This window comes from Pseudomonas sp. Sample_21, from assembly GCF_004307525.1.
GTDB lineage: Bacteria > Pseudomonadota > Gammaproteobacteria > Pseudomonadales > Pseudomonadaceae > Aquipseudomonas > Aquipseudomonas atacamensis.
In genome coordinates this window covers 24979-51682 of sequence record NZ_RCNZ01000088.1, presented here as the reverse complement: position 1 = coordinate 51682, position 26704 = coordinate 24979, and the positions used below count along the sequence as shown (strand labels likewise).

The following is a 26704-nucleotide window of genomic DNA, read 5'->3' as shown; positions in this document are numbered from 1 at the left end:
TTTAACAATAGGCCAAGCTGTCAGAACGAGAACGCTAGAAGTTATACCAAAAAACAGAATTGTACAGGTTTGATCGACGGCGTAGTCTGTACAGAAAGGTAAACGAGGCCCCTATGACTGTACCTATCGCAATCATCGGCACCGGCATCGCCGGGCTCTCCGCCGCTCAGGCTCTGACAGAGACCGGGCATACCGTTCAACTGTTCGATAAAAGCCGCGGCAGCGGCGGGCGCATGTCGAGCAAGCGCAGCGACGCCGGCTCGCTGGACTTGGGCGCTCAATACTTCACCGCGCGTGACCGGCGCTTCGTCACCGAAGTGCAGCGCTGGCAGAGCCAGGGCTGGGCCGCCGAGTGGGCGCCGCAGCTGTACACCTTCCAGGGCGGCCAACTGAACATGTCGCCGGACGAGCAGACCCGCTGGGTCGGCACGCCGCGCATGAGCGCCATCACCCGTGGCCTGCTCGATGGCCTGGACGTGCAGTTTGCCTGCCGCATCACCGAGGTCTATCGCGGTGAAGAGCACTGGCATCTGCAGGACGCCGATGGCTGCACCCACGGCCCCTTCAGCCATGTGGTGATCGCCACACCGGCACCGCAAGCCACCGCGTTGCTGGCCGCCGCACCGAAACTTGCCGGCGTCGCGGCCGGGGTGAAAATGGAGCCGACCTGGGCCGTCGCTCTCGCCTTCGAAACCCCGCTGGATACGCCAATCGAAGGCTGCTTCGTACAGGACAGCCCGCTCGACTGGCTGGCGCGCAACCGCAGCAAACCCGGGCGCGACAGCACTCTCGACACGTGGGTGCTGCATGCAACCAGCGCCTGGAGCCGGCAACACATCGACCTCTCCAAGGAGGCGGTGATCGAGCATCTGCACGGTGCTTTCGCCGAACTGCTGCACAGCGCCATGCCTGCGCCGACCTTCAGCCTCGCCCACCGCTGGCTCTACGCCCGCCCCGCCACCGGCCATGAATGGACCACACTGGCTGATGTCGATCTGGGCCTGTACGCCTGTGGCGACTGGTGCCTGTCGGGCCGCGTTGAAGGCGCCTGGCTCAGTGGTCAGGAGGCTGCACGTCGCTTGCACGAACACCTGCAATGAATCGTATCAATCCGCGCAAATTGCTGCTGTCGAAGTGGACAGCAGCCCATCCGCAAAATCGCGAAAAACATTTTCTGGTCACCGAACTGATCCGCGACGAGGAAGGTACGGTGCTGGAAGTTGAATTGCAGGCGGTGCTGACCCAGCGTAGCGAGCGACTCGATTGGCAGGTGCTGAAAGACAGCGAGCACTGGTTACTCGGCTGGAAATAGATTTCCCTTGCGGTGGCGAGCCTGCTCGCGAAAGCGCTGTATCAGATTCGAATTCGTCGACTGCCCCACTGCTTTCGCGAGCAGGCTCGCTCCCACAGATCAACGCCGCACAAAAATCTTATACAAATCATTTGACTTGTACATCCATCGATCTATGCTGAGGAAAAGTTGTACAGCGATAACTCTCTGTACAGGTATAGATTCGAGGTGCTCATGTCTACTGCTTCCCTGTCCAAGCCGAAGATCGCCATCAGCGCCTGCCTGTTGGGCGAAGAAGTGCGCTACAACGGTGGGCACAAGGAATCGCGGCTATGCAGCCGTACCCTCACCGAATATTTCGATTTCGTCCCGCTGTGCCCGGAAGTCGCCATCGGCATGGGCATTCCCCGTGAGCCGATCCGGCTGGTCGGCGACCCTGAACAACCCGAGGCCGTCGGCACCGTCGACCGGACCATCAACGTCACCAGGCCACTGGCCGAGTACGGCGAGAAAATGGCCGCCGAGTTGCAGGACCTGTCCGGCTACATCTTCATGCAGCAGTCGCCCTCCTGCGGGCTGGAACGGGTCAAGGTCTATCACGACAACGGCGCGCCAGTGAACGGTGGCGGACGCGGCATCTATGCGCAGGCATTCTGTGCCCAACATCCGGATCTGCCGGTGGAAGAAGCCGGGCGCCTCAACGATCCGGTGCTGCGGGAAAACTTCATCACCCGCGTCCTGGCCTACAGCGCCTGGCAGCAAGTGCTCGCCGAGGGCCTGAGCCGCCGCGCCCTTACCGAGTTCCATTCGCGCTACAAGTACCTGCTGATGGCGCACAACCCGCTGCAATACAAAAACCTCGGCAAGATGCTCGGCAATATGGCTGACAGCGATCCCGCCGAGCTCGGCCCGCGCTACTTCAGCGAGCTGATGGCCGCGCTGAAGAAATGCGCCACGCGCGGCACCCATTGCAACGTGCTGCTGCACCTCAGCGGTTATTTGAAACAATCGCTGAGCGCCGAAGACAAACAGGAAATGCAGCAGATCATCGGCCAGTATCGCCAGGGCATCGTGCCGCTGGTGGTGCCGTTGACGCTGCTCAAACACCACTTTCGACTCCATCCGGACCCGTACATCGCGCAGCAGGTTTACCTGCAGCCGCACCCGGAAAACCTCAGTCTGCGAAACGCGATCTAATGAACGATAAAACCGACAGCAGCGCCCGGGAAGACCTCGGCGCCGACTTCAAGAAAGCCCTCGACGAGGGCTGGTTGCCGATTCGCGAAGTCGCGCGGCAGACCGGCGTCAACGCCATCACCCTGCGCGCGTGGGAACGTCGCTATGGGTTGGTGGTGCCCCAGCGCACGCCCAAGGGCCATCGACTGTATAGCGCTGAACATGTGCAGCGGATCATGGCCATCCTTACCTGGCTCAACCGTGGCGTTGCGGTCAGCCAGGTCAAGCCACTGCTCGATGCGCCGCAGGCCTTCACGGAAACCGTGGAAAACGATTGGCAGCGTCTGCATCAGACGTTGCTGTCGGCGGTCACCTCGCTCAATGAGCGCGCGCTGGATGACAGCGTCAATCAGGCCATTGCCTTGTATCCGCCACGGACGCTGTGCGAGCAATTGCTGATGCCGTTGCTGGCCGAGCTCGAACAGCGCTGGCAGGGCCAGTTCGGCGCACAGATGGAACGGACGTTTTTCTTTTCCTGGTTGCGCAGCAAATTCGGCGCACGCATTTACCATAACAACCGCCAGCTGCATTCGGCGCCGCTGCTGTTGATCAATCATTCCGACCTGCCGCTGGAGCCACATCTGTGGCTGTGCGCATGGCTGATCAGCAGTGCCGATTGCCCGGTGCAAGTGTTCGACTGGCCACTGCCGGCCGGTGAACTGGCGCTGACCGTCGAGCATCTGCAAGCCCGTGGCGTGCTGCTGTATTCGAGCAAAGCCATGCAACTGGCGCAGCTGCCCAAGCTGTTGGCGAACGTCAACTGCCCGACCTTGATTGCTGGCCCCACGGTGCACATTCACCACACCGAGTTGTCCGCACGCACCGCCCAGACTGCCGATCTGTTCCTGGCTGAAGATCCGCTTGCCGCACACCAGGCGCTGCTCGAGCGCGGATTGATTTGATGATGGGTTTAATCACATGCAACTGATCTGGCTGCGCAGCGACCTGCGCCAACATGACAACACCGCCCTCGCGGCCGCCGCAGCGCGCGGCCCGACTGTGGCAGTGTATCTGTTGAGTCCGCAGCAATGGCTGGAGCACGACGATGCGCCGTGCAAAGTGGATTTCTGGCTACGCAATTTGCGCGAACTGAGCCAGAGCCTCGGCGCGCTGAACATTCCGCTGTTGATTCGCAGCGCGCCGCACTGGGATCAGGCGCCAGCAGAACTGCTCAAGCTGTGCCGGCAATTGAAGATCGAGGCGGTGCACGTCAACGAGGAATACGGCGTCCACGAAAGCCGCCGCGATGAAGCCGTGGCCGAAACGATGCGGGCCGAGGGCATCGAGTTCCACAGCTATCTGGATCAGTTGCTGTTCAAACCCGGCACGATCCTGACCAAGACCGGCACCTACTTCCAGGTGTTCAGTCAGTTTCGCAAGGTCTGCTACGAGCGCCTGCATCGCTCGATGCCTGCACTTGTAAAGGCACCGGGCAAACAGGCCGCGCTGGGTATCGAAAGTGACGCAATTCCGGAGGCGGTCAAAGGCTTCGCCACGCCGAGCGAATCCCTGCGCGCCTTGTGGCCGGCCGGCGAGCAAGAGGCGCGGCGCCGCCTCGACACCTTCACCGACGCGCAGATCGACTACTACCGCAGCGAACGCGATTTCCCGGCCAAACCCGGCACCAGCCAATTGTCGGCGTACCTCGCCGCCGGGGTGATCTCGCCACGCCAGTGCTTGCACGCTGCACTGCAAAGCAATCAGGGCGAGTTCGAAAGCGGCAAAGTCGGCGCAGTGACCTGGATCAACGAGCTGCTGTGGCGCGAGTTCTATAAACACATTCTGGTCGGCTACCCACGCGTCTCCCGGCATCGCGCCTTCCGCCCGGAAACCGAAGCGCTGGCCTGGCGCGATGCGCCGGAAGAACTCAAGGCCTGGCAGGAGGCACGCACCGGACTGCCGATCATCGACGCGGCGATGCGCCAATTGCTCGAAACCGGCTGGATGCACAATCGCCTGCGCATGGTCGTGGCGATGTTCCTGACCAAAAATCTGTTGATCGACTGGCGCGAGGGCGAACGCTTTTTCATGCGCCACCTGATCGACGGCGACCTGGCGGCCAACAACGGTGGCTGGCAGTGGAGCTCATCGACCGGCACCGACTCGGCGCCGTACTTCCGTATCTTCAACCCGTTGAGCCAGTCGGAAAAATTTGATGCCGAAGGCGTGTTCATCAAGCACTGGTTGCCGGAACTGGCCGGGCTCAACAAGAAGGAAGTGCACAATCCGGCGGCAGCCGGAGGACTGTTCGGCGTGGCCGATTATCCGGCCCCGATCGTCAACCTCAGCGCCTCACGCGAGCGTGCGCTGACGGCGTTCAAGAACCTGCCGTCGCGCCAGCCTGTGGGCGGCAGCGATGAGTGAATTCCTGCGCAGCTTCGCCCGCGAGTTTTGCGGGTTGAACAAAGACAACCTGCATCGCCTCGGAGAGCTGTACAGCGACGACATTCATTTCACCGATCCGCTGCACGAAGTTCAGGGCCTGCCACAACTGCGGGATTACTTCAGTGAGCTGTACGCCAACGTCAGCGATCTGCGTTTCGATTTTCACGGCTTTGACCAGATCCGCGAAGGTGAGGGTTACCTGCGCTGGGTCATGAGTTATCGCCATCCGCGCCTGGCCAACGGTCGGGAAATCAGGGTCGGTGGCTGCTCGCACCTGCTCTGGCGCGACAAGGTTTATCGCCATCGGGATTATTTCGATGCCGGGGCGCTGCTGTATGAACACTTGCCAATATTGGGCCGGGCGATTGCCTGGCTGAAAAGGAGAATGGGATGAGTCGTACACCTCCACGGCGGTATTGGTTGACCGGCGCCAGCAGTGGCATCGGTGCAGCCTTGTGTGAGGACATTCTGAAAAGCGGCGCACACCTGGCGGTCAGCTCGCGCTCGGCCGCGCCGCTCAAAGTTTTGTCCCAGCGTTACCCGGGCCAGGTGCTGGTGGTGCCCGGCGATCTGACCAACAGTCAGACCGTGCGTGAAATCGGTGAGCAGATCGCCGAGGCCTGGGGTTCGCTGGACAGCGTGATTCTCAACGCCGGCACCTGTGAATATGTCGACGCGCGCCAGTTCGATTCCTCGATCATCGAGCACGTGGTACGCACCAATCTGCTCGCCAGCAGCTATTGCATCGAAGCCGCCCTGCCGCTGTTGCGCAAAGGCACCGCGCCGCATCTGGTCGGCATGGCCAGCTCGGTGACTTACCTGCCGCTGCCACGGGCCGAAGCCTACGGCGCATCGAAGGCCGGGCTGCGTTACCTATTCGAATCGCTGCGCATCGATCTGGCGGATGAAGGCATTGAAGTCACCATCATCAGCCCGGGTTTTGTCGAAACGCCGCTGACCGAGAGGAACGATTTCCCGATGCCGCTGAGCTGGCCTGCGGATAAAGCGGCGCGGCACATCTTCGCCAAACTCAAGGACCGTCCGCTGGAAATTGCCTTCCCCGGACTGTTCATGGCCGCGCTGTGGCCGCTGTCGAAACTGCCCGCCCGCGCGCAATTGGCGATCGGCAAACGCATGGTGCGCAAGAACCCACCGCAGCGGGACCCGATATGAAAATCGCCGTAATTGGCAGCGGTATCGCCGGGCTCACCTGCGCCTACCTGCTGAACCGCCGCCACGACATCACCGTGTTCGAAGCGAGTGACTGGGTCGGCGGCCATACCCACACCGTACCGGTCAGCGTGGCCGGGCAATCGTTCGCCATCGATACCGGTTTCATCGTGTTCAACGACTGGACCTATCCGAATTTCATTCGCTTGCTCAACCAGCTTGGCGTGGCGTTCAAGCCGACCGAAATGAGCTTTTCGGTAACCGACCCGGACACCGGCGTGGAATACAACGGCAACAACCTCAACAGCCTGTTCGCCCAGCGCAGCAATCTGTTGTCGCCGGGGTTCTGGGGCATGCTGCGCGACATTCTGCGCTTCAACAAAGAAGCCCAGCGCGACCTGATCGAACTGCGCATCGCCGCCGACACCACCCTCGATGATTACCTCAAGGCTGGCGGCTACGGCGAGCGTTTCATCCTGCATTACATCGTGCCGATGGGCGCGGCGATCTGGTCGATGCCGATGGCGGAAATGCTCAATTTCCCGCTGCAATTCTTCCTGCGTTTCTTCAAGAATCATGGCCTGCTCTCAGTCAGCGATCGTCCGCAGTGGCAGGTCATTGAAGGCGGTTCCAGTGCCTATGTGGCGCCGCTGACTGCTTCATTCAGCGACAGGATCCGCCTGAACTGCCCGGTCAAGCGCGTCGAGCGCAACCAGCACGGCGTAGTTATCCACAGCCCGGCCGGCCTCGAACATTTCGACAAAGTGGTGTTCGCCTGTCACAGCGATCAGGCGCTGAACCTGCTGGCCAACCCGAGCGACGCCGAGCGTTCGATTCTCGGTGCCCTGCTCTACGCCGACAACGACGTCGTGCTGCACACCGACACGCGCCTGCTGCCAACGCGCAAACTGGCCTGGGCCAGCTGGAACTATCGCCTCGGCGGCGCCGGCCATACGCGCGCGGCGGTCACGTACAACATGAACATTCTGCAGGGCATCGAGAGCGACACCACGTTCTGCGTCAGCCTCAACCAGACTGCCGGCATCAGCCCGGATAAAGTGCTGGCCCGCTATACCTACGCCCACCCGCAATACACCCTCGCCGCAGCGGCCGCGCAAAACCGTTGGGGCGAACTCGACGGCGAGCAGCACACGCATTATTGCGGCGCCTACTGGGCCAACGGCTTTCATGAAGATGGCGTGGTCAGCGGGCTGCGCGTAGCCGCCGCGTTCGGTGAAACACTGTGAACAGCGCTCTGTACAACGGCGTCATCGGCCACCGACGTTTTTCGCCGCGCCGCCACGAATTCCGCTACCGCATCGGCCTGCTCTATCTCGATCTGAGCGAGCAGGACGCCGTGCTGGCCCTGTCGCCACTGGCCGGGCGCAGCCGCTTTGCGCCGTTCTCGTTTCGCGAAACCGATTACCTGAAAGCCTTCACCGGCAAGGGCATGCGCCTGATCGACGCCGTGCGTCAGCAGGTCGGCGCAGCCATCGGTCATGAGCCACAAGGCGCGGTATGCCTGCTGACCCAGCCGCGCAGCTGGGGGCTGTCGTTCAATCCGGTGAGTTTCTTCTACTGCCATGAAGCCGACGGGCAACTGGCGGCGATCGTTTGTGAAGTGACCAACACGCCGTGGCGCGAGCGTTATCACTATGTGCTGCCGGCGCAGACGCCGACCAGCCTAGTGGATTTCCATCAGCATTTCGCTGTGGCCAAGGCGTTTCACGTCTCGCCGTTTCTGCCCCGCGACCTCGAATACCGCATGAGCTTCAGCCCCGCTGCGCAAAGCCTTGGCGTGCACATGGCCGATTGGCAGGGCAACGAGAAACTGTTCGACGCCACGCTCAATCTGCGCCGTGAACCGCTCGATCGTCGCAGCCTGCATCGCTACCTGCGGCGCTTTCCGTGGATGACCGCAAAAACCGCTCTGGCGATTTATTGGCAAGCACTGCGACTGCTGCTCAAGCGCGCGCCGATCTTCCCTCACCAGGCTGCCGACGGCAGCTTTAAAACCGCCACTGTGCCTCCGAAGGAGCCGCACCATGAAATCCTCTAGCCTGCCGCTCGGTCGCTTCAGCACCAACGGTTTGACCGGCTCGCTGCTGCGCCGTGGCGTGTTGCGCCAATTGGCCCAGCTCAAACACGGACAATTGATGGTCGTCGAGGATGGCGAACAAATGCTTTTCGGCACCCCGGGCAGTGCTCTGCTCGGCGAAGTCCATGTACTCGACCCGGCCCTGTGGGGCATGGTCGCCAGCAGCGGCTCGATCGGCGCCGGCGAAGCATTCATCCACGGCTATTGGAGTTCGCCAGACCTGACTGCTGTGGTGCGCGTGTTCGTCAGCAATCTCGATGTACTCGATGCCATGGAAGGTGGCCTGGCGCGTCTGGGCCGGCCCTTCGTACAAGGGCTGCACTGGCTCAATCGCAACACGCGCAAGGGTTCGCAGAAAAACATCGCCGCGCACTACGACCTCGGCAATGAACTGTTCGAACAGTTTCTCGACCCGACCATGATGTATTCCGCCGCCCAGTTCCTTTCGCCGAGCGACACCCTGGAACAGGCGCAACTGAACAAACTCGAGCGCATCTGCCAGAAACTCGCGCTCAAACCCAGCGACCACCTGCTGGAAATCGGCACCGGTTGGGGCAGCATGGCGTTGTACGCGGCGCAGCATTACGGTTGCCGCGTGACCACCACGACGCTGTCGAAAGAGCAGTTCGCGTTCACTGCCAAACGCATCGAACAATTGGGCTTGCAGGACCGCGTCACCTTGCTGCTCAAGGATTACCGCGACCTGAGCGGCGAGTACGACAAACTGGTGTCGATCGAGATGATCGAAGCGGTCGGCCATCGGTTCCTGCCCACCTACTTCAAGCAATGCGCGCAGTTGCTCAAGAGCAACGGCCTGATGCTGCTCCAGGCGATCACCATTCGCGAGCAACGCTACGAACAGGCCAAGCGCAGCGTCGACTTTATCCAGCGCTACATCTTCCCCGGCGGCGCCCTGCCCTCGGTGCACAAGATGCTCGATGTGGTCAGCCGCGAAACCGACATGAACCTGCTGCACATGGAAGATTTCGGCCTGCATTACGCCAAGACCCTGCGCCTGTGGCACGAGAACTTTCGCCTCGCCCATGGTCGCCTGAGCGAACTGGGCTACGACGATTATTTCCTGCGTTTGTGGGAGTTTTATCTGTGCTACTGCGAGGGCGGATTCCTCGAACGCACCATCGGCACCGCGCAATTGCTGCTGGCCAAACCGGCGGCGATGACCGCGCCGCTGCTCGGGCGCTTCGATGCGTGAGCGAATCGCCAATGCCGTGCTGTTTCAGCTCGGCTGGCTGGCCTGCGTGCTCGGCGGCAACAGTTTGTGGCTGTTGCTGGCGCTGGCGGCACTGGTGATTCATCTGCGCTGGATCAGCAGTTGGGCGGCGGAAGGTCGTTTGATTCTGTGCGTGGTGATTGTCGGCACGGCGGTGGACAGCGTCTTGCGTTACCTCGATGTGTTCCGCTTTGCAGACGCCTCACCGCTGATTCCGCTGTGGCTGATGCTGCTGTGGGCGCTGCTCGCCACCACGTTGCGCCATTGCCTGGCCTGGAGCGCGCGGCCATGGTGGCTGGCCAGCGGACTTGGCGCGATGGGCGGCGCACTGTCGTACTACGCTGGCGGACGCCTGGCGGGCGTGCAATTTCCCTACGGCGATATCCCCACGCTGATCTTGATCGGGCTGCTCTGGGCCGTACTGTTTCCGTTGTTGCATTTGATGGCGCGGCGTCTGGCGCCGTGAGCGTCCGTCAGCGCTTTCACACCCGCGGCGATCACTGCCTTACACTGCCACGATGAAAACCATCCCCCACACCCAAATCGCCGAACCGGCGGTCACCTGCTCGACCTGTGCGGCGTGCTGCTGCCAGCTCGAAGTGATGCTGATCACCGACACCGGCGTACCTGATCGCTTTATCGATACCGATGAATGGGGCGGTGAAGTGATGCTGCGTCTGGACGACGGCTGGTGCGCGGCGCTGGATCGCGACAGCATGATGTGCACGATCTATGAACGACGCCCGCTGATTTGCCGCGAGTTTGAAATGGGCGCGCCGGAGTGCATCGAAGAGCGCCGGGGTATTGCGACAGCCTACCGCTGATTTCTTTGACAACGCAGAAACAACTGTGGGAGCGAGCCTGCTCGCGAAGGCGGTGTGTCAGCCACCATTTGAATTGACTGACACTCGGCTTTCGCGAGCAGGCTCGCTCCCACGTTGGTTCCGCGTAGCGGCGTGTTACAGCGGCATTGTGTAATGCAGCGCGTAGCTTTCTACACCATCGTTGTCGCTGGACAGGCCGGCGTTGGAGTAGTGCGTGGCGCGGATGCCGACTTCGTGGCCGCCGTTGAAGCGCAGGCCGACACCGATGCGGTCTTCGAACTGGAAGGAGCCGCCCAGTTTGTTGCTTTCGTATTCGGTGTTGGAGAAGAACGCCGCGCCGATACCCGCTTCCACGTACGGTTTGACCGACTGACCGGCAAACTCGTAAACGAATACAGGCGAGAACGACAGGCTGTTGTTGCTGGAAGTCTTGTCACCTTCCCAGTACGTGTAGGCACCGCTCCAGTAGCCAGTCAGGCGACCCACGTCGCTCTGCAGCCAGCTCTTGTCCCAGTCGAAATTCATGCCTAAGCGATACGTCATTGTCGAATCGCTGGTACCGCCGACGGCGAATTCAACGCCAGCGGCTTGTGCAGAAATGCTTTGCCCCATCAGTGCGGCCGCAATCGCGGCCAAGCAGAATAGTCGCTTCACTTTGAAACTTCCTTTTCCGGAACGATCGTTTGGTTTTTAGTTGCTGCTGTCGCTATAGAAATCCGCGCTTGGTCAGAAGTTCAGCGTTTTTTTAGTTATTTCACATTTTTTTTACAAGTCGAAGTTTTGCACATTCGACGCAGTTTGGCCCAGCAACGGTAGGATTTTTCTGAGGGATTGCGGATCGCCGCTGGTCCAGAACTTCACCGGCTGGCTCGGACGTTGCGCCAGCAGATCACGCTCGGCGAGCAAGCGTTGCAACTGCCGGGCCACGGCATCTCCGGTATCGATCAGGCTGACATCGTCGGCGATCATCGACCTGAGTAGCGGCTTGAGGAAGGGATAATGGGTACAGCCAAGAATGATCGTGTCGCAGTTTTGCGCCAGCAATGGAGCGACGTAACCTTGCAATAAAGTGCGTAATTCGGCGCTGTGCAGATCACCCGTTTCGATCAGTTCGACCAGTCCCGGACAGGGCTGGGTGATGACTTTTATGTCAGCCGCGAAACGATCCAGCAACGCGGCAAACTTTGCGCTCTGCAACGTGCCGGTCGTGGCCAAGACGCCAACCACGCCGCTTCGTGTGGCCGCTGCGGCCGGTTTGACCGCCGGTTCCATGCCGACAATCGGCCAGTCGGGAAAGTCGCGACGCAAGTCGGCAACACCGGCCACGGTCGCGGTATTGCACGCCAGCACCAACGCCTTGGCACCCTGCTCGCGAAAAAATCCTGCCATCGCACTGCAACGCTGGCGGATGAATTCCGGGGTTTTCTCGCCGTAAGGAATGTGCCCGCAATCGGCGACATAAAGCAGCGACTCGTTAGGCAGCAAGCGCTGGATTTCGCCGAGGACCGACAAGCCGCCGACCCCGGAATCGAACACGCCGATCGGCGCTTCACGCATGGCGGGCGCCACAGACGCTGCAGCCCGGATCGCGCTTGACGCGAAGCTCACGGAATCGCGAGCCCAAGGCGTCGATCAACAACAGTCGCCCCACCAATGGTTCACCAAAACCGACCAGCACCTTCAACGCTTCCAGCGCCTGCAAGCTGCCGACCAGACCGACCAATGGCCCGACCACGCCGGCCTCGCTGCAGGTCAGTTCGGCTTCGCTGCCGTGTCCGTACAGGCAGTGGTAGCAAGGGCTCTCGCCACGCCGTGGATCGAACACCGACAACTGCCCTTCCAGACGAATCGCCGCGCCACTGACCAGTGGCTTGCACGCGGCAACACAAGCGGCGTTAACCGCCTCGCGCGTGGAAAAGTTGTCCGAACAATCGAGCGCCAGATCCACCGCCGCCACCGCTGCGGCGAGGGAATCGGCGTCCAGCGCCTGACGATGAGCGACCAGTTGAATTTCGGGATTGATCGCGCCCAGGCGCTTGAGCGCCGAGTCGACCTTGGACATGCCGACACTGTCGGTGTCGTGAATGATCTGCCGTTGCAGATTGGTCAGATCGACCGTGTCGAAATCCGCCAGATGCAACTCGCCGACGCCTGCTGCCGCCAGATACAACGCCACCGGCGCGCCGAGACCGCCAAGGCCGACGATCAGCACGCGGCTGGCCTTGAGCTTCAGCTGCCCGTCGATGTCGATGTGTTGCAGCAGAATCTGCCGGCTGTAGCGCAGCAATTCCTGATCATTCAGCACGGCAGGCGCCCCAGACTGATGCGTTGATGGCCGCCCAGATCGGTGCGGCTGTGGACTTCTTCAAAGCCACGAGTGAGCAGTAGGTCACGCACGGCTTCGGCCTGATCATAGCCGTGTTCGAGCATCAGCCAGCCGCCGGTTTCAAGATGATCCGGCGCCTGCGCAACAATCAGGCGCAGATCGTCGAGGCCATCTTCACCGGCGATCAGCGCACTGGCCGGTTCGAAGCGTACATCGCCCTCGACCAGATGCGGATCGGCGGCGGCAATGTACGGCGGGTTGCTGATGATCAATTGGAAACGCTGGCCTTCAAGGGCGCTGAACCAATGGCTGCTCAGCACCGTAGCGTTGTTCAGGTGCAGACGCTGGCGGTTGCGTTCGGCCAGGGCCACGGCTTCGAGCACGCGATCCACAGCGGTGACCTTCCACGCCGGGCGTTCGCTGGCCAAAGCCAAAGCAATCGCGCCACTGCCGGTGCCCAGATCAAGAACCTTGGCCGGGGTTGCCGGCAGCAGCTCAAGGGCTGCCTCCACCAGCAGTTCGGTGTCCGGGCGCGGAATCAGCGTGTGCGGCGCGACTTCCAGATCGAGCTTCCAGAAGCCCTGCTGGCCGAGAATGTAGGCCACCGGTTCACCGCTACGCCGCCGTTGCAGATATTCGGCGAAGGTCAGCGCAGCCTCGCTTGGCACGATGCGCTCGGGCCAGGTGTGCAGAAAGCTGCGCGACTTGCCCAGTGCGGCGGCCAGGAGCAATTCAGCGTCCAGACGCGCAGTCGGCGAGTCCGGCAACTCGGCAGCGCGCAACAGGCTGGCGATGATGGTCATTTATTCACCTATCGCTGCGAGTTGGTCAGCCTGATATTCGGCCAGCAACGGCTCGATCACGGCTTCGACGCCACCGGCGAGAATTTCATCCAGCGAATACAGGGTCAGGTTGACGCGATGGTCGGTGACCCGACCCTGAGCATAGTTGTAGGTGCGGATGCGCTCGGATCGATCGCCGGAACCGACCAGCAACTTGCGCTCACTGGCAATCGCGTTGGCTGCCGCTGCGTTCTGCTGATCGTTGAGTTTCGCCGAGAGCCACGCCATCGCCCGGGCACGGTTCTTGTGCTGGGAGCGTTCTTCCTGACACTCGACGACGGTGCCGGTCGGGATGTGGGTAATGCGGATCGCCGAATCGGTGGTGTTGACGTGCTGACCACCAGCGCCGGAGGAACGGAAAGTGTCGACACGCAGATCCGCCGGGTTGATCTCGATGGCTTCGCGCTCGTCCGGCTCGGGCAATACCGCCACGGTGCAGGCCGACGTGTGGATCCGGCCCTGGGATTCGGTGGCCGGTACGCGCTGGACGCGGTGTGCGCCGGATTCGAATTTCAACTTGCCGTAAACGTTGTCGCCTTCAATGCGCGCGATGACTTCTTTATAGCCGCCGTGTTCACCTTCGTTTTCCGAGAGGATCTCGACGCGCCAGCCACGCCGCTCGGCATAACGCGAGTACATGCGGAACAGGTCGCCGGAGAAGATCGCCGCCTCGTCGCCACCGGTGCCGGCGCGAATTTCGAGGAACACGTTGCGCCCGTCATTCGGATCTTTAGGCAGCAGCATGCGCTGCAGATCGGATTCCAGCGTGACCAGCAACTCCTTGGCTTCGCGAACTTCTTCCACGGCCATTTCGCGCATGTCCGGGTCGTTGTCCTTGAGCAGCGCCTGCGCGCCTTCAAGATCGCTTTGTACGCCGAGCAGCTTTTTATAGGCGGCCACTACCGGCTCGAGTTCGGCGTACTCCTTGGAATAGGCGCGGAATTTGGCCTGATCGGCAATGACTTCACCGTCGCCGAGCAGCGCGGTCAGTTCCTCGAAACGGTCCTGGAGAATGTCCAGCTTGTTGAGCAGTGACGCTTTCATTGCGGTTTTTTATCCGAAAAACTATCCGGTGAGCCCTCAAGGGCAAAGAGTTCCTGGGCCATGGCCAGCGCATCGAGCCGGCCTTCGGCAGACAGCTTTTTCAACTGCACGCTGGGAGCATGCAAGAGTTTGTTCGTCAGGCCACGGGCCAGTTGCCCGAGCACGTCTTCGGCGTTGCCGCCGTTGGCCAGCAGACGCAGGGCCTTCTGCAATTCTTCGTCTCGCAAACGTTCGCTCTGTTGACGATAGGCCTTGAGCACATCGACCGCCGCCAGTTCGCGCAGGCGCACCATGAAATCGTCGGCGCCGACCGAGACCATTTCCTCCGCCGCTTGCGCAGCGCCCTGACGGCTCTTGAGGTTCTCGGCGACCACTTCGTGGAGATCATCGACGCTGTACAGGTAAACGTCGTCGAGCTCGCCGACTTCCGGCTCGATATCGCGCGGTACGGCAATGTCGACCATGAAGATCGGCTTGTGCTTGCGCAGCTTCAGCGCACTTTCCACCGCGCCCTTGCCGAGGATTGGCAACTGGCTGGCGGTCGAACTGATGACGATATCGCTGCGCACCAGCTCCGCCGGAATGTCCGAGAGCAGTACCGCGTGGGCGCCGAACTGCTCGGCCAACTGACTGGCGCGCTCCAGCGTGCGGTTGGCAACGACGATGCGCTTGACCCCCAGCTCATGCAAATGGCGCGCGACCAGCGTAATCGTCTCACCGGCACCGATCAGCAGCGCCTGGCTGCGTTGCAGATCGCTGAAAATCTGTTTCGCCAGGCTCACCGCAGCAAACGCCACCGACACCGGGTTCTCGCCGATCGCAGTATCGGTACGCACCTGCTTGGCGGCATTGAACGTCGCCTGAAACAGCCGGCCCAGCAGCGGGCCGATGGTGCCGGCCTCGCGGGCCACGGCGTAGGCCGATTTCATCTGACCGAGAATCTGCGGTTCGCCCAGCACCAGCGAGTCAAGCCCGGAGGCGACGCGCATCATGTGACGAACAGCCGCATCGTCTTCATGCACATAGGCACTGGCGCGCAGCTCGTCCAGGCTCAGATGGTGATAATCGGCCAGCCAGCGCAGCACGACATCGGCCGACAGCTGATCCTGTTCTATATAAAGCTCACTGCGATTGCAGGTGGAGAGGATCGCGGCTTCGCGGCTGTCGGTCAGTCGGCAGAGCTGCTGCAAGGCCTCCACCAGTTGCTCAGGGGTAAAGGCCACGCGCTCGCGGACGTCTACTGAAGCAGTCTTGTGGTTAATACCGAGTGCAAGGAAGGCCATTCAAGGTCGCTGGTGGTGACGTGAAGCCGGCAATTGTCCTACTTCGAAAGATTCAGAACAACTACCGCTGACTATTGTCCCAATCGTCAGCCCCTATAATGGCCACAATTGAGTCTCGGTTATGTTTGGCCGAAGGCTTGTGTCATGATGATCCGACCGCAGGTTAGTCGTCCTCTTCCTATATGAATAGATCTTCCGCGTTGCTCCTCGCTTTTGTCTTCCTCAGCGGCTGCCAAGCCATGGCGCCCGTTGCGCCGGACGGCACCCCGCCGGTCGAAGACACCACGCCCGCACCTGAAAAGCCCAAGGTTTACGGCTCATTCAGCGAGGAAACCGTGTTCAGCCTGCTGAGCGCCGAACTCGCCGGCCAGCGCAATCGTTTCGACATTGCCCTGGACAACTACGTGACCCAGGCCATCAACACCCAGGATCCGGGCGTCTCCGAGCGGGCTTTCCGCATCGCCGAATATCTGGGCGCCGATCAACCGGCCCTCGACACCGCGCTGATCTGGGCGCGCAACGCGCCGGACGATCTCGAAGCGCAACGCGCCGCCGCCGTGCAACTGGCCCGCGCCGGGCGCTACGACGACTCCATGGTCTACATGGAGAAAGTCCTGCAGGGCAAGGGCGACACCCATTTCGATTTCCTTGCGTTGTCGGCCGCCGACACCGATCAGGAAACCCGCAACGGCCTGATGAAAAGCTTCGACCGTTTGCTTGAGCGCCACCCGAACAACAATCAGCTGATTTTCGGCAAGGCTCTGCTGTTGCAGCAGGACGGCGACAATCAAGGTGCGCTGACTCTACTCGAAGACAACCCGCCGGAAGATGGCGAGATCGCACCGATCCTGCTGCGTGCGCGCCTGCTTCAATTGCTCAACCGTGGCGACGAAGCGCTGCCGCTGTTGCAGAAAAGCATCAGGAAATACCCGGAAGACAAGCGCCTGCGCCTGACTTACGCGCGCATGCTCGTCGAACAGGACCGCATGGACGACGCCAAGGCCGAATTCTCCACCCTCGTTCAGCAATACCCGGAAGACGATGAACTGCGTTATTCGCTGGCGCTGGTGTGCCTGGAAGCCAAGGCGTGGGATGAGGCCAAGGGTTATCTGGAAGACCTGATCGCTCGCGAAAGCCATGTCGATTCGGCGCACCTGAACCTCGGCCGAATTGCCGAAGAGCGCAATGACCCACAAGGCGCGCTCATCGAATACGCACAGGTCGGCCCGGGCAATGACTATCTGCCGGCACAGCTGCGTCAGGCCGATATCCTGATGAGCAACGGCAAGACCGCTGAAGCGCAGAGCAAGCTGGCGGCCGAGCGTGACGAGCAACCGGATTACGCGATCCAGCTGTATCTGATCGAATCGGAAAGCCTGTCGGCCAACAAACAGGACGACAAGGCCTGGAAGGTTCTGCAACAAGCGCTGCAGAAATACCCGGACGATCTCAATCTGCTTTACACCCGCGCCATGCTCGCGGAGAAACGCAATGATCTGGCGCAAATGGAGAAAGACCTGCGCCTGATCATCAAGCGCGACCCGGACAACGCCATGGCGCTCAATGCGCTGGGCTACACCTTGTCCGATCGCACCACCCGCTACGCTGAAGCGAAAACGCTGATCGAGCAGGCGCACCAGATCAATCCGGAAGACCCGGCGGTACTCGACAGCCTCGGCTGGGTGAACTATCGCCTGGGCAATCTGGACGATGCGGAGAAATACCTGCGCCAGGCGCTCGAGCGTTTCCCCGACCACGAAGTCGCCGCGCACCTTGGCGAAGTCCTCTGGGCCAAGGGCAATCAACGCGAAGCCAAACAAGTGTGGGGCAAGTTCCTCAAGGATCAGCCCGACAGCACCATTCTGCGCAGCACCATCAAGCGCCTGACCGGATCCGAGAATCTTTAAACCATGCTTTTGCGCCACGTTATTGTTTTCAGCTTCATCGCCCTGCTCGCCGGCTGCTCGGGGTTCGGCACTCGCGAATCGGTCGAGGGCCACGGCAGCCCGGCCCAGTGGGCGGCAAACAAACAGCAACTGACCGGCCTCGACGGCTGGCAGATCGACGGCAAGATCGGCATCCGCGCGCCGAAGGATTCCGGCAGCGGCACGCTGTTCTGGCTGCAACGTCAGGATTACTACGACATTCGCCTGTCCGGCCCGCTGGGTCGTGGCGCGGCGCGCTTGACCGGGCGTCCGGGCAAGGTGTCGCTGGAAGTCGCCAACCAGGGCCGCTACGAATCGCAGTCACCCGAAGCGCTGCTCGAAGAACAGCTGGGCTGGAAATTACCGGTGTCAAATCTGGCCTGGTGGGTTCGTGGCCTGCCCGCTCCGGAAAGCAAGAGTCGCTTGAACCTGGACGCCAACAGTCGTCTGGCCAGCCTTGAGCAGGACGGCTGGAAAGTCGAATACACCGCCTACACCGAACAGAATGGTTACTGGCTGCCCGAGCGCATCAAGCTGCACGGCACCGACCTCGACGTGACGCTGGTGATCAAGACCTGGCAACCGCGCAAGTTGGGGCAATAAAGCATGACCGCTGCACGCCTGACCCTGCCCTCACCGGCCAAACTCAACTTGATGCTGCACATTCTCGGTCGCCGTGAAGACGGTTATCACGAATTGCAGACGCTGTTTCAATTCCTCGATTACGGCGATGAACTCACTTTCGCCGTGCGCGATGACGGCGCGATTCAACTGCACACCGAGTTCGCCGGCGTGCCCCACGACAGCAACCTGATCGTGCGCGCGGCGAAGATGTTGCAGCAACAGTCCGGCTGCGCGCTCGGCATAGACATCTGGATCGACAAAGTCCTGCCCATGGGCGGCGGCATCGGTGGCGGCAGTTCGAATGCGGCGACGACTTTGCTCGGTCTCAACCATTTGTGGCAACTGGGCTGGGATGAAGATCGTCTCGCCGCATTGGGCTTGTCACTGGGCGCCGACGTACCGGTGTTCGTCCGTGGCCATGCAGCATTTGCCGAGGGCGTCGGCGAGAAACTGACACCGGTCGACCCCGAAGAACCGTGGTATCTGGTGCTCGTGCCGCAAGTCGCTGTTAGTACGGCAGAAATTTTTTCCGATCCTTTGTTGACACGTAACACACCGCCCATTAAAGTGCGCCCCGTTCCCGAGGGAAACAGTCGAAATGACTGCTTGCCGGTGGTAGCAAGGCGTTATCCAGAGGTACGTAACGCATTGGATTTGTTAGGTAAATTTACCGAAGCAAAGCTCACCGGAACTGGAAGTTGTGTGTTTGGGGGCTTCCCAAGCAAAGCTGAAGCTGATAAAGTCTCGGCCCTTCTGACAGAGACCCTTACAGGGTTTGTAGCTAAAGGAAGCAACGTTTCGATGTTGCATCGCAAGCTGCAAAGTCTGCTCTAAAGGAATCAAGTGCCCGGCACTTGAAAGCAACAGATACAGGGGCGTCGCCAAGCGGTAAGGCAGCAGGTTTTGATCCTGCCATGCGTTGGTTCGAATCCAGCCGCCCCTGCCATTTTCTCTACTCATCCAGGTTACCCTCAGCCTCTAGGTACTGCGCGTGTCCAAGATGATGGTCTTTACGGGGAATGCCAACCCCGATCTGGCTCGGCGTGTCGTACGTCAGCTGCATATCCCTCTCGGTGACATCTCTGTCGGCAAATTTTCCGACGGCGAAATCACAGCCGAGATCAATGAAAACGTTCGCGGTAAAGACGTCTTCATTATTCAGCCGACCTGCGCTCCGACCAACGATAACCTGATGGAACTGGTAGTGATGGCTGACGCCTTCCGCCGCTCCTCGGCTACTCGTATCACTGCTGTTATTCCTTATTTTGGTTATGCCCGTCAGGATCGCCGTCCGCGTTCCGCACGTGTGGCTATCAGCGCGAAAGTCGTTGCTGACATGCTTACCGTAGTCGGCATCGACCGTGTTCTCACGGTTGATCTGCATGCTGACCAGATTCAGGGCTTCTTCGATATTCCGGTAGATAACATCTACGGCTCCCCGGTTCTGGTGGATGACATCGAAGATCAGCGCTTCGAAAACCTGATGATCGTGTCCCCGGACATTGGTGGCGTCGTGCGTGCACGGGCTGTTGCCAAGTCGCTGGGCGTCGATCTCGGGATCATCGACAAACGCCGTGAGAAAGCCAATCACTCTGAAGTGATGCATATCATCGGTGATGTCGAAGGGCGTACCTGTATTCTCGTCGATGACATGGTCGATACCGCCGGCACCCTGTGCCACGCGGCCAAGGCCCTGAAAGAGCATGGCGCAGCCAAGGTCTTTGCCTACTGCACACACCCTGTGCTGTCGGGCCGGGCCATCGAGAATATCGAAAATTCCGTGCTGGACGAGCTGGTGGTGACCAACACCATCCCGCTGTCCGCTGCAGCACAAGCCTGTGCACGTATCCGTCAACTGGATATCGCACCGGTTGTTGCCGAAGCGGTTCGCCGCATCAGCAATGAAGAATCGATCAGCGCGATGTTCCGTTAAGGGCCCTGCCCTTCGCGAAATGTCTCGTTGACGAAAAGCGCCCCGCCCCGGCATTCCTGTCGGGGCGGGGCTTTTTTGCCCATACCGTGTTCGGCGCTGGTCGCAAACGCCACTCGGTCATGGCTATTTTGGAGATACAAAATGAACGATTTTACTCTGAATGCTGAAGTGCGTTCCGACCTGGGGAAAGGTGCGAGCCGCCGCCTGCGTCGTCTCGCCGCTCTGGTTCCAGCTGTTGTTTACGGTGGCGACAAAGCCCCTGAATCCATCAGCATGCTGGCCAAAGAAGTTGCCAAACTGCTCGAAAACGAAGCGGCTTACAGCCACATCATCGAGCTGAACGTTGGTGGCACCAAGCAGAACGTCATCATCAAGGCTCTGCAGCGTCACCCGGCCAAAGGCCACGTGATGCACGCTGACTTCGTACGCGTTGTTGCCGGCCAGAAACTGACCGCCATCGTGCCTGTACACTTTGTTGGCGAAGAAGCTCCAGTGAAGAAAGGCGGCGAAGTTTCGCACGTTGTTGCTGAAATCGAAGTGACCTGCCTGCCAAAAGATCTGCCTGAGTTCATCGAAGTCGATCTGTCGAAAGCAGAAATCGGCACCATCATTCACCTGTCGGACCTCAAAGCTCCTAAAGGTGTTGAGTTCGTTGCTCTGGCACACGGCGATGACAAGGCTGTTGCCAACGTCCACGCTCCACGTGTTGCTGCAGAACCTACCGAAGAAGGCGAAGCAGAGTAATTCACTCTGTCATGCCGGAGTGAGCAAGTAACATCGCGGACTGGAACGTAGCGAGAAAGCGGGCGAGAACGCGGAGTTTACATCCATGGTAAATGAGCATTTTTCGTCCACTTTCGCCGCTTTCCCCGATCGCGGCGATGTTATCCACCACTCCAAGGAAGGGCCCCTATCGTGACTGCCATCAAACTGATCGTTGGCCTGGGAAATCCAGGCGCTGAATACGAACAGACCCGGCATAACGCAGGGGCCCTTTTTGTTGAGCGCATCGCCCACGCACAGAATGTGAATCTTGTGGCCGATCGCAAATATTTCGGCCTGACCGGGCGCTACTCGCATCAGGGTCAGGATGTTCGTCTGCTGATTCCCACCACTTACATGAACCGCAGCGGCCAGGCCGTGGCGGCACTCGCCGGTTTCTTCCGCATCAAGCCTGAAGAAATCCTCGTGGCGCATGACGAACTCGACTTGCCTCCGGGCGTTGCCAAGCTCAAGCAGGGCGGCGGCCATGGCGGTCACAACGGGTTGCGCGACATCATTGCGCAACTGGGCAATCAGAATACGTTCTACCGCCTGCGGCTTGGCATCGGCCATCCGGGCGTTGCCAGTATGGTTTCAAATTTCGTCCTGGGTCGTGCGCCACGCGCCGAACAGGAAAAACTCGATGCCAGCATCGACTTTGCCCTCGGCGTGCTGCCGGATATCCTCGCCGGGGAATGGAACCGCGCGATGAAAAACCTGCACAGCCAGAAGGCCTGACTTTTACCCGAGGGGAAACACCATGGGATTCAATTGCGGCATCGTCGGCCTGCCTAACGTCGGCAAGTCCACCCTGTTCAACGCCCTGACCAAATCCGGTATCGCGGCCGAGAACTTCCCCTTCTGCACCATCGAGCCGAACAGCGGCATCGTGCCGATGCCGGATCCGCGCCTGGAAGCTCTGGCGGCCATCGTCAATCCGAAGCGCATCCTGCCGACCACCATGGAATTCGTCGACATCGCCGGCCTCGTCGCCGGCGCCTCGAAAGGTGAAGGCCTGGGCAACAAGTTCCTGGCCAACATCCGCGAAACCGACGCTATCGCTCACGTGGTGCGCTGCTTCGAAGACGACAACGTGATCCACGTGTCCAACAGCGTCGACCCGAAACGCGACATCGAAATCATCGACCTGGAACTGATCTTCGCCGACCTCGACAGCTGCGAGAAGCAACTGCAGAAAGTCGCGCGCAACGCCAAGGGCGGTGACAAGGACGCCGTGGTTCAGAAGGCTCTGCTCGAGCAACTGATCGCGCACTTCACCGAAGCCAAGCCGGCACGCAGCCTGATGAAGAACATGAGCGCTGACGAAAAGGCAGTGATCAAGGGCTTCCACCTGCTGACCACCAAGCCGGTCATGTACATCGCCAACGTGGCTGAAGACGGCTTCGAGAACAACCCGCACTTGGACGTGGTCAAGGCCATCGCCGAAGAAGAAGGCGCCATGGTCGTTCCGGTGTGCAACAAGATCGAAGCGGAAATCGCCGAGCTCGACGACGGCGAAGAGAAGGACATGTTCCTCGAGGCCTTGGGCCTGGAAGAGCCTGGCCTGAACCGCGTGATCCGCGCCGGCTACGAAATGCTCCACCTGCAGACCTACTTCACCGCCGGTGTCGAAGAAGTCCGCGCCTGGACCGTCAAGGTCGGTGCCACCGCCCCACAGGCCGCTGGCGTGATCCACACCGACTTCGAAAAAGGCTTCATCCGTGCCGAAGTCATCGCCTACAACGACTTCATCCAGTACAAAGGCGAAGCTGGCGCCAAAGAAGCCGGCAAATGGCGTCTGGAAGGCAAGGATTACATCGTCAAGGACGGCGACGTGATGCACTTCCGCTTCAACGTCTAAGCAACAGCCGGGCAAGAAAAAGCCGCGTTTCATACGCGGCTTTTTTGTGCCTGAAATTCAGTGACTGAGTACATTTCCCTGTGGGAGCGAGCCTGCTCGCGAATGTGGCGTGTAAGCTAAGCATTCGTCAACTGACCCACCCATTCGCGAGCAGGCTCGCTCCCACAGTTCGATTCGTCTGTTCAGGCCTTTCTGGTACGCGGTAAAAAGATCGCCAACACACCAAACAACGGCAAGAACGAGCACAGGAAGTACACATACTCAATCCCGTGCACATCCGCCAGATGCCCGAGCAGCGCGGCACCAATCCCGCCGAAACCGAACATCAGGCCGAAGAAGATCCCGGCAATCATCCCGACATTACCCGGCACCAGTTCCTGCGCGTACACAACGATCGCCGAGAAAGCCGACGCCAGAATGAAGCCGATCACCACGCTGAGAATGCTGGTCCAGAACAGATCGACATGCGGCAGGATCAAGGTGAACGGCGCGACGCCGAGGATGGAAAACCAGATCACTGCCTTGCGCCCGATCTTGTCCCCGATCGGCCCGCCGAAGAACGTCCCCGCCGCCACTGCGCCCAGGAAAAGAAACAAGTGCAGCTGCGAGCTGGCCACCGACAGGTCGAACTTCTCGATCAGGTAGAAAGTGAAGTAGCTGGTGAAACTGGCCATGTAGAAATACTTGGAGAACACCAGCAGCCCCAGGACCACCAAGGCACTGGTCACCCTGCCCTTCGACAAGCCGTGCGTCGCCGCCTGGCCGGCCTTGAGCTTGAACAGGTTCAGGTGATTGGCGTACCAGCGGCTGATGCGGTAAAGCACGAACAGCGCAAACACCGCGAACAGACCGAACCACGCCACATTGCCCTGGCCGAAGGGAATGATGATCGCTGCCGCCAGCAACGGGCCGAACGCGGAGCCGGCATTGCCGCCGACCTGAAAGGTCGATTGCGCCAGACCAAACCGGCCGCCCGAGGCCAGTCGCGCAACACGCGAGGCTTCCGGGTGAAAGGTTGACGAGCCAATGCCGATCAGCGCCGCCGCCAGCAGAATCAATGGGAAGCTGCCGACCACCGACATCATCAGAATGCCGATCAACGTACACACCGTGCCCGCCGGCAACAGCCACGGTTTGGGGTGGCGATCAGTGTGGTAACCGACCCACGGCTGCAACAGCGACGCGGTCAACTGGAAGGTCAAGGTGATCAGGCCGACCTGGGTGAAGGTCAGGCCATAGTTGGCTTTGAGCATTGGGTAGATCGACGGCAGAACCGACTGGATCAGGTCGTTGATCAAATGCGCCAGCGCCACCGCGCCGATGATGCGCATCACCAAGGGGCTGCTTTGCGGAGCAGCGGTCGCCGAGGCAGCGGCGGTCTGAACGTTGCTGATAGCCATGGAAAATTCCGGACAGCAGATGGGTGCCCGCAGGCAGGTGCGTCAATGTGCCATTTTTCGGTGCGCTCGCGCCATCCCCTTAGGCAGCTAACTAACTGACTGGTCGTCGAGCAAACGGTGATAGCGCAACGCCATGGTCTGAATCTTGCCTTGCTTCTGCCCTTGAACACGATCGCCTTACAAAGGCGCTCGACAATGGGAAGTTTCGCTACAGAGCCGGCCTACAGAGCGGGCATGGGTGAACTTTCGAGGCCTTTTAGAGGGCACAGGTCGCAGCCGAAAGGTTCGCGATGCACGCCAATGGTGCGTGGTGTCCAGAGGAGTCATGAGGCATGCAGGCTTTCCTTTCACCGGGGATCAAATTGCTGGGGCGGTTTGGCTTCGCAGGTAAATTCCAATTATTGTTTCTGCTGTTCATTCTGCCGCTGGCCGGCAGCCTGTTGATGATCGGCCATGACTATCGAGAGAAGCTCAATCTGATCTCCGGCGAACGTGCCGGTGTGCGTCAATTGCTCGCGCTGGATGCGCTGGATAACCTGCTCGCCGCGCAACGCGACCGCGCCGCCCGCTGGCGCGCCACCGAGACCAATCGTCAGCCGACACCGGCCACCCTCGCCGCCATGGCTGCCTTCGACGGCGTGCAACCGGCGGTGCTGCAAGCCACCACCGAGCTGGGCAATGCCCTGAACCAGCAAGGCGCCGACGGCGCAATCCTCGAGCGCTTTCAGGCGCTGCAAACCGCACTCAATGGCCTTGATTCGAAAAGCCTGAGCAGTGTCGGCTGGTGGCCGGACGGTTATGACCGCTTCACCAATGCCCTGGCCGCGCTGCAAGCCTTGCGCGAGCAGATCGTCATGGACAATCGCCTGACCCTCGCGCCGTGGCTGGAAACCTACCTGCTGACGCAGATTTCCACGCAACACGCACCGGACCTGATCGAGCGGGTCGGCCGTCTCGCCGCGGTCGGCCAGGCTTCGGTCGTCTCCGGGCAGTTCACCCTGCAGAGCCGCCTGCAGTTGCGCGACCTGCGCAGTCGCATCGGGGACGCCCGCGAGCAACTGGTGAAAACCGCCGGCCTGCTGGAGGCGCGTCTGCCAGCCGAGCTGCAAGCCTGGGCTGGCCAGTATCACGACAGCCTGAAACACCTCGACAGCGGCCTGAAAGTTCTCGACGACGGTGTGTTTGGCGGCAGCATCAACCTCAAGCCAGAGGACTTCGAACGCAGCCTCGACGCGCTGCTCACCGACCTCGCTTCCCTGCGCCAGCAATCCCTGGTCGCGCTGGATCAGCGGCTCGATGCGTATTACAGCTCGGCGATCCGCCAGTTCATTGTTGTCGCCGCAATCTTCGGTTGCCTGCTACTGGCCGCGTTGTACCTGTTCGTCTGCCTGCAAGCCTCGATCCGCCGCAGTGCCAGCGGCATCACCTTGCTCGCCGAAGCCTTGCGCGACGGCAACCTGAGCCTGCAAGTGCCGGTGGTGGGGCGCGATGAACTGGCAGCGATCAGCACCGCGCTCAACGTCGCCGTGGTGCAATTGCGCAGCAGCATGCTTGGCGTCGACCACGAGACCTCGCAGTTGAGCAACGCGGTACGCAGCCTCAACCAACACTCCAGCGGCGCCCTCGGTGAAGTTGAGGCGCAGCAGTTGCAGATCAGCCAGATCGCAGCTGCCGCCACGCAATTGGCCGCGACCTCGCAAGGCGTCGCGCAGAGTTGCGAACAGGCCTCCGGCAGCGCCCAGCAGACCCGGCGCATCGCCGCCGACAGCAGCCGCGACAGCCAGCGCACCACGGCCAGCATTCAGCAGCTCAATCAGCGCCTGAACGACACCGCCGCCGCGCTTGGCCGGGTCAGCGAGCAAGGCCAGCAGATTCAACTGGTCGTGGACACCATTCGCGGCGTCGCCGAGCAGACCAACCTGCTCGCGCTCAACGCCGCCATCGAAGCCGCCCGCGCCGGCGAACAGGGTCGCGGCTTTGCCGTGGTCGCCGACGAGGTGCGCAGCCTCTCGCAACGCACGCAATCGTCCACCGCGCAGATCGCCGGCACCGTCGACAGCCTTCGCGCTACGGTCAACGAAGCGGTGAGCCTGATGGAAGCCGCGTGCGGGCAGGCGCAGTCGGATGCCGAAGCGGTCACCGGCCTCGGGGAACGTCTGGGTGAAATCGCCAGCGCCGTGCAGAGCGTCACCGACACCCTCGCGCAGATCGCCACGGCGGTTGAAGAGCAGGCGAGCACCGCCGATGAAGTCAGCGGCAATATCCAACAGGTCGATCAGGCCGCCGTGCGTTTGCTTGAAGGTGCACGGGCCGTAAACCTCGCGGCGGACACCTTGAGCCAGGGCAGCGAAGCCCTGAGCGCCAATACCGCCAGATTCCAACTGCGCTGACGCCCTCCCCGGCCCCGATTTTCGGGGCTGGAGGATAAGCGGTTGAAAACAGGAAGAAATATTTTCGATTTACGCTTGA

Annotated in this window: 27 protein-coding genes and 1 tRNA gene; 21 read left to right on the top strand and 7 right to left on the bottom strand. The window is 60.8% G+C overall.

Annotation, left to right across the window (positions count from 1 at the left end):
* The first annotated feature begins 113 nt into the window (after positions 1 to 113).
* The 12 genes from D8U71_RS15840 (at position 114) to D8U71_RS15785 (ending at position 10235) form a co-directional block, all read left to right on the top strand.
* Positions 114 to 1100, top strand: coding sequence for an NAD(P)/FAD-dependent oxidoreductase (locus tag D8U71_RS15840; RefSeq protein ID WP_024014282.1), 987 nt, complete (start codon positions 114 to 116; stop codon positions 1098 to 1100).
* Positions 1097 to 1312 (top strand): TIGR02450 family Trp-rich protein, encoded by a 216-nt coding sequence (locus D8U71_RS15835; RefSeq protein ID WP_076564097.1) that lies wholly within the window; start codon positions 1097 to 1099, stop codon positions 1310 to 1312. The genes D8U71_RS15840 and D8U71_RS15835 overlap by 4 nt, the downstream gene beginning before the upstream one ends.
* Before the next feature lie 213 nt (positions 1313 to 1525).
* Positions 1526 to 2488, top strand: coding sequence for a DUF523 and DUF1722 domain-containing protein (locus tag D8U71_RS15830; protein WP_041479992.1), 963 nt, complete (start codon positions 1526 to 1528; stop codon positions 2486 to 2488).
* The gene (locus D8U71_RS15825; protein WP_016773222.1) at positions 2488 to 3429 is read left to right on the top strand and encodes a MerR family transcriptional regulator; all 942 of its coding nucleotides are present in this window, start codon (positions 2488 to 2490) and stop codon (positions 3427 to 3429) included. The genes D8U71_RS15830 and D8U71_RS15825 overlap by 1 nt, the downstream gene beginning before the upstream one ends.
* A gap of 16 nt (positions 3430 to 3445) precedes the next feature.
* Positions 3446 to 4891 (top strand): deoxyribodipyrimidine photo-lyase, encoded by a 1446-nt coding sequence (gene phrB / locus D8U71_RS15820; RefSeq protein ID WP_122602302.1) that lies wholly within the window; start codon positions 3446 to 3448, stop codon positions 4889 to 4891.
* Positions 4884 to 5306, top strand: a complete 423-nt coding sequence (locus tag D8U71_RS15815) for a nuclear transport factor 2 family protein (RefSeq protein WP_125925721.1) — start codon at positions 4884 to 4886, stop codon at positions 5304 to 5306. The genes phrB and D8U71_RS15815 overlap by 8 nt, the downstream gene beginning before the upstream one ends.
* On the top strand, positions 5303 to 6085 hold the full coding sequence (locus D8U71_RS15810) for an SDR family NAD(P)-dependent oxidoreductase (RefSeq protein ID WP_016773219.1): 783 nt from the start codon (positions 5303 to 5305) through the stop codon (positions 6083 to 6085). The genes D8U71_RS15815 and D8U71_RS15810 overlap by 4 nt, the downstream gene beginning before the upstream one ends.
* Positions 6082 to 7329, top strand: coding sequence for an FAD-dependent oxidoreductase (locus tag D8U71_RS15805; RefSeq protein WP_016773218.1), 1248 nt, complete (start codon positions 6082 to 6084; stop codon positions 7327 to 7329). The genes D8U71_RS15810 and D8U71_RS15805 overlap by 4 nt, the downstream gene beginning before the upstream one ends.
* Positions 7326 to 8141 (top strand): DUF1365 domain-containing protein, encoded by an 816-nt coding sequence (locus D8U71_RS15800; RefSeq protein WP_016773217.1) that lies wholly within the window; start codon positions 7326 to 7328, stop codon positions 8139 to 8141. The genes D8U71_RS15805 and D8U71_RS15800 overlap by 4 nt, the downstream gene beginning before the upstream one ends.
* On the top strand, positions 8128 to 9393 hold the full coding sequence (locus tag D8U71_RS15795; protein WP_016773216.1) for a cyclopropane-fatty-acyl-phospholipid synthase family protein: 1266 nt from the start codon (positions 8128 to 8130) through the stop codon (positions 9391 to 9393). The genes D8U71_RS15800 and D8U71_RS15795 overlap by 14 nt, the downstream gene beginning before the upstream one ends.
* A complete protein-coding gene (locus tag D8U71_RS15790) occupies positions 9386 to 9877 on the top strand; it encodes a DUF2878 domain-containing protein (RefSeq protein ID WP_130888180.1) in 492 nt (163 codons plus the stop codon). Before D8U71_RS15795 ends, D8U71_RS15790 begins: the two co-directional genes overlap by 8 nt.
* Positions 9878 to 9929: 52 nt before the next feature.
* Positions 9930 to 10235: a YkgJ family cysteine cluster protein gene (locus D8U71_RS15785; protein ID WP_024014290.1), complete on the top strand. Its 306-nt coding sequence runs from the start codon at positions 9930 to 9932 to the stop codon at positions 10233 to 10235.
* A gap of 135 nt (positions 10236 to 10370) precedes the next feature.
* Here the strand turns inward: D8U71_RS15785 and D8U71_RS15780 are convergent, their stop codons facing one another.
* The 6 genes from D8U71_RS15780 to hemA form a co-directional block, all read right to left on the bottom strand.
* On the bottom strand, positions 10371 to 10889 hold the full coding sequence (locus D8U71_RS15780) for an acyloxyacyl hydrolase (protein ID WP_122507863.1): 519 nt from the start codon (positions 10887 to 10889) through the stop codon (positions 10371 to 10373).
* Between the two features lie 111 nt (positions 10890 to 11000).
* Complete coding sequence (gene murI, locus D8U71_RS15775) at positions 11001 to 11792, bottom strand: glutamate racemase (RefSeq protein ID WP_130888179.1); 792 nt, start codon at positions 11790 to 11792, stop codon at positions 11001 to 11003.
* Positions 11785 to 12540, bottom strand: a complete 756-nt coding sequence (locus D8U71_RS15770) for a molybdopterin-synthase adenylyltransferase MoeB (protein WP_130888178.1) — start codon at positions 12538 to 12540, stop codon at positions 11785 to 11787. Before D8U71_RS15770 ends, murI begins: the two co-directional genes overlap by 8 nt.
* On the bottom strand, positions 12534 to 13364 hold the full coding sequence (prmC, locus tag D8U71_RS15765) for a peptide chain release factor N(5)-glutamine methyltransferase (protein WP_130888177.1): 831 nt from the start codon (positions 13362 to 13364) through the stop codon (positions 12534 to 12536). The genes D8U71_RS15770 and prmC overlap by 7 nt, the downstream gene beginning before the upstream one ends.
* A complete protein-coding gene (prfA, locus tag D8U71_RS15760; protein WP_129997684.1) occupies positions 13365 to 14447 on the bottom strand; it encodes a peptide chain release factor 1 in 1083 nt (360 codons plus the stop codon).
* The gene (gene hemA, locus D8U71_RS15755; protein ID WP_016773209.1) at positions 14444 to 15730 is read right to left on the bottom strand and encodes a glutamyl-tRNA reductase; all 1287 of its coding nucleotides are present in this window, start codon (positions 15728 to 15730) and stop codon (positions 14444 to 14446) included. The genes prfA and hemA overlap by 4 nt, the downstream gene beginning before the upstream one ends.
* Before the next feature lie 182 nt (positions 15731 to 15912).
* On the opposite strand from hemA, the gene D8U71_RS15750 reads away from it, so the two are divergent.
* The 8 genes from D8U71_RS15750 (at position 15913) to ychF (ending at position 22835) form a co-directional block, all read left to right on the top strand.
* A complete protein-coding gene (locus D8U71_RS15750) occupies positions 15913 to 17637 on the top strand; it encodes a tetratricopeptide repeat protein (RefSeq protein ID WP_041480005.1) in 1725 nt (574 codons plus the stop codon).
* Positions 17638 to 17640: 3 nt separating this feature from the next.
* Entirely contained in the window at positions 17641 to 18258 is a 618-nt protein-coding gene (gene lolB, locus D8U71_RS15745) for a lipoprotein insertase outer membrane protein LolB (RefSeq protein WP_123444159.1), read from the top strand.
* A 3-nt stretch (positions 18259 to 18261) separates the two neighbouring features.
* Positions 18262 to 19113, top strand: a complete 852-nt coding sequence (gene ispE, locus D8U71_RS15740) for a 4-(cytidine 5'-diphospho)-2-C-methyl-D-erythritol kinase (RefSeq protein ID WP_130888176.1) — start codon at positions 18262 to 18264, stop codon at positions 19111 to 19113.
* Positions 19114 to 19150: 37 nt separating this feature from the next.
* Positions 19151 to 19225: transfer RNA gene (locus D8U71_RS15735), tRNA-Gln, on the top strand.
* 45 nt (positions 19226 to 19270) lie between these two features.
* Positions 19271 to 20212: a ribose-phosphate pyrophosphokinase gene (locus tag D8U71_RS15730; RefSeq protein ID WP_003171603.1), complete on the top strand. Its 942-nt coding sequence runs from the start codon at positions 19271 to 19273 to the stop codon at positions 20210 to 20212.
* A 141-nt stretch (positions 20213 to 20353) separates the two neighbouring features.
* A complete protein-coding gene (locus D8U71_RS15725; protein WP_024014298.1) occupies positions 20354 to 20956 on the top strand; it encodes a 50S ribosomal protein L25/general stress protein Ctc in 603 nt (200 codons plus the stop codon).
* A 171-nt stretch (positions 20957 to 21127) separates the two neighbouring features.
* On the top strand, positions 21128 to 21712 hold the full coding sequence (pth, locus tag D8U71_RS15720; RefSeq protein WP_016773203.1) for an aminoacyl-tRNA hydrolase: 585 nt from the start codon (positions 21128 to 21130) through the stop codon (positions 21710 to 21712).
* Positions 21713 to 21734: 22 nt separating this feature from the next.
* Positions 21735 to 22835: a redox-regulated ATPase YchF gene (ychF, locus tag D8U71_RS15715; protein WP_016773202.1), complete on the top strand. Its 1101-nt coding sequence runs from the start codon at positions 21735 to 21737 to the stop codon at positions 22833 to 22835.
* A 182-nt stretch (positions 22836 to 23017) separates the two neighbouring features.
* Here the strand turns inward: ychF and D8U71_RS15710 are convergent, their stop codons facing one another.
* Entirely contained in the window at positions 23018 to 24235 is a 1218-nt protein-coding gene (locus tag D8U71_RS15710; protein WP_073473520.1) for an MFS transporter, read from the bottom strand.
* A 332-nt stretch (positions 24236 to 24567) separates the two neighbouring features.
* Here D8U71_RS15710 and D8U71_RS15705 point away from each other — a divergent pair, with 332 nt between their 5' ends.
* Positions 24568 to 26625: a methyl-accepting chemotaxis protein gene (locus D8U71_RS15705; protein WP_130888175.1), complete on the top strand. Its 2058-nt coding sequence runs from the start codon at positions 24568 to 24570 to the stop codon at positions 26623 to 26625.
* Positions 26626 to 26704: the final 79 nt, after the last annotated feature.